The sequence below is a fragment of the Streptomyces sp. NPDC005774 genome, from assembly GCF_042871645.1.
Lineage (GTDB): Bacteria > Actinomycetota > Actinomycetes > Streptomycetales > Streptomycetaceae > Streptomyces > Streptomyces pratens.
The window spans coordinates 1-3,382 of record NZ_JBIAIV010000119.1 but is presented as its reverse complement, the minus strand read 5'-3'; the positions used below and the strand labels follow the sequence as shown (position 1 = coordinate 3,382).

Annotated in this window: 2 protein-coding genes; both read left to right on the top strand. The window is 75.5% G+C overall.

The window, feature by feature from the left end:
- Positions 1-328: 328 nt before the first annotated feature.
- Positions 329-2,743, top strand: a complete 2,415-nt coding sequence (locus tag ACFYQA_RS39255) for a histidine kinase (RefSeq protein WP_388928604.1) — start codon at positions 329-331, stop codon at positions 2,741-2,743.
- On the top strand, positions 2,740-3,382 hold a 643-nt coding region (locus ACFYQA_RS39250), incomplete at its 3' end, for a response regulator (RefSeq protein ID WP_388928601.1). The genes ACFYQA_RS39255 and ACFYQA_RS39250, both read left to right, overlap by 4 nt.

Below are 3,382 nucleotides of genomic sequence, written 5' to 3'. Positions count from 1 at the left end.
GAGAGCAATGCGCTTGGACATGGGAAATCCCCCTGGGAGCATGTGTGATGGAGAATCGGACGCGCCCGCTCACCCGGGTACGGCGTGTACGGCGGGCAAGGACCGCTGGACGCGGCGAAGGCGCTGGTGGGACGTTCTCGGGGAGGCGGTGGTCGGCCGTCTTCTCGATGTGATCGAGCCTAGGTCAGGGCACACGGCGCGGTCGTCGCCCTGTGGGATGACCGGCGGATGGAACCACGGGCAGAGCATCTGCAACCCAGGTAAGAGGCGGGAATCCGCCTTCAGCGGGAGCCGGGCCCCTCGTCCGCGGTCATAGCCTTATGCAGCCATGAATCGAACCGACGACCGGTTTCTCCCGGTCCTGCTGATCTGTGCCCAGGCCCTGGTGTGGCCGGGGGCGGCGCTGGTGCGCGGGGCGGTCCCGTCCGCGGGCGCCCTCCTGGTGGCGGTGCTCGTCGCCGTGGTGGTGACGGCCGCGCTCGTCCTGCGCCGCAACCGTCCGGTGGTCGCCCTCCTCGTGGTCGTCGCCGCTTGCGCGCTGGGCGCCGGCCCGCTGCCCGCCGGGGCGACGGCGGTGCTCGGCACGGCCGGGGTGGGGCTGGCCCTGTTCACGGTGGCGGCCCGGCGGGACGCCTTCACCGCGGTGCTGTGCGTCCTGACGCTCACCGTCTGGCAGCCGCTGTACAACGTCAGCCTGCACGGGATCAGCAGCCGCGACAGCCTCCACCTCGCCCTGACGGTGCTGCTGTACGCCGCCGCGTGCGGCGCCGGTGTCCGCGTACGACGGGCCCGCCGTGCGCGCCGCGCCGCCGAGCGGTTGCGGCAGCGTACGGAGGCCGAGCGCCACCGTCTGCCGGCGGTCGAACGGCGGCGCATGGAACGGGAGCTGCACGACGTCAGCGCCCACCATCTGACCGCCGTGGTCGTCACGGCGGGAGCTGCGCTCGGGCTGCGCGACCGCCGTCCCGAACTCGTGCAGGAGGCACTGGACTTCGCCGTCGGCACCGGTCGCGAGGTCACCCGCGCGCTCGGTGCCGTACGGGCCCCGGCGCCCTCCCGCGAGGACGTTCCCTCACCGGAGGAGCGGCTGCAGGATCTGGTCGCGGGCTTCCGGCGCCTGGACCAGCGGGTCGACTGTGAGATCGACCCGCTGCCGGACGGCGCCGTCGCGGACGCGGCGTACGGCATCGTGCGCGAGGCGCTGACCAACGTGGCGCGGCACGCCCCCGGCGCGCGGACGACGGTGCGCGTCCGGTACGGCGACACCGGCACCGGCACCGACGTCGTGGTCACCAGCTCGGCACCGCCGGCCGGTGCGGCGGCGCACGGCGCGGGACTCGGCGGCGGACGCGGCCAGGGCTTCTTGCGGTCGCGGGCCCGTGAGGCGGGCGGCACCCTCGTCACCGGCCCCACGGCGGAGGGCGGTTGGGAGGTGCGCGCGGCTCTGCCGGGCCGGACCGGAGCCCCGGTGGAACGTTCCGTCCCGCGCGGTTACCGCCTGGCGCAGCTGACGGCCGCGTTCGGCCTGGTCGTCCAGCCGCTGCTGCCGCTGCTGGTGGTCCACCGGGGGGAGGTGCTGGAGCCCGGTGAGCCGGTGTCCGCGGGCGTGTTCTTCGGGCCGCTCGCCGTGGCCCAGGCGGTCGCCCTGCTGTGGCTGCGCCGGTCGCCCCGCGCGGCCCGGGGTGCCCTGCTCGCCCTGGTCCCGCTCTGGCCGGTGGCGATGTCCGTGGGCCACTACACCGGCCCGGTGCTGCTCCCTCTCGCGCTGAGCCTGCCGGCCACCTGCGCGGCGCTCGTGGCGGACGCCGCCCGGAGGGCTGCCGCCCCGTCCCGCGCCGGAGCCCGACCCCCGCACGCGCGGGCAGCGGACACCGCCGGTCCGTCGGCCGTGGGCACCGGCACCCGCTCGCGCCTGACTTCGCCCGCCACCTGGCCGGTGAGGCGCCTGGTCCTCCCGGTCGCCGCCGTGGCCGTGCACGCGGGGGCCGCCACGGCGGCGGTCCTGGACCGGGGCACCACACTTCCCGTCGTGGCGGTCGTCGCGGGGACGACGGCCGCGACGGCTCTGGTGGCCGGCGCGAGCCGCTGGGCCGGGACCCGGCGCGGCCGGCGCGAGCGGGTCGCCCGGGGCGCCCACCAGGACCGGCTCGTCACGTGGACCGAGGAGGCCGTCCGGGACGCGTGGGCCGAGCGTCGCAGGATCGCCGCCGGACTGGAGACCACCGTCCTCTCCCGCACCGCGGACATGGTCGCGGAGGCGGAGGCGGGCCGCCTCGACGCGACCGCCGACCGCGCCCGCGAGGCCCTGGCCGCGATGCGCGCCCTCCTCGACGCGGTCCGCGACGAGGAGGCGGAGCCCGCCCTGCGGCCCCAGCCCACCCTGCAGGCGCTCGACCTGCTCGCCCACCAGTGCCGGGCGACCGGCCGGGACGTGGAGATACGGCTGACCGACCGCGTACCGGCCCGTCTTCCCGCCGCCGTCGACCTGGCCGCCTACCACGCCGCCGAGACGGTCCTGGCCATCGGCGGGGACGAACCCGCCGTCGTCGAACTGGACGCGGACGCAGATACGTTGACGCTCACCGCCACCGGAGTGCCCGACACCGCGGACACGGCCGCCGACGAGCGGCTGGCCACTCGGGTGACCGCACTCGGCGGCACGCTGACCACCGGCCCCCGGGGCACCGTACGGATCCGGCTGCCACTCGCGGGCGCGCCGGACATCGAGAAGGGACAACGATGAGCCTCGACGTGCTGGTCGTCGACGACCAGAGCATCGTGCGGGCGGGATTCGCCGCCGTGATCGATGCCGAGGAGGACATGACGGTCGTCGGTGAGGCCGCCGACGGCGCCGCCGCGGTACGGCTCGCCCGGGAGCTGTCGCCCGACGTGGTCGTCATGGACGTCCGCATGCCCGAACTGGACGGCATCGCCGCCACCCGCATCATCACCGGCCGCGAGGACGCGCCCAAGGTCCTGGTCCTGACCACCTTCGACCTCGACGTCTACGTCTTCGACGCGCTGCGTGCCGGCGCGTCGGGCTTTCTCCTCAAGGACGTCCACCCCGCCGAACTGCTCCAGGGAATCAGGGCGGTGGCGACGGGGGAGAGTGTCCTCGCGCCGTCCGCGACCCGCCGCCTCATCGGCCACTACGCGTCCGGACGGGGCCCCGCGGTCCCGGCAGGCAGCTCCCCCGGGCTGGACAGCCTGACCGGCAGCCAGCGCACCGTCCTCACCCTGGTCGCCTCCGGCCTCACCAACGGGGAGATCGCCGAGCGGCTCGGCATCACCGTCGGCACCGTGAAGTCCCACGTCAACGCGCTGCTGCAAAAGCTCGGCCTGCGGGACCGCGTCCAGGCGACGATCCTCGCCTACGATCTCG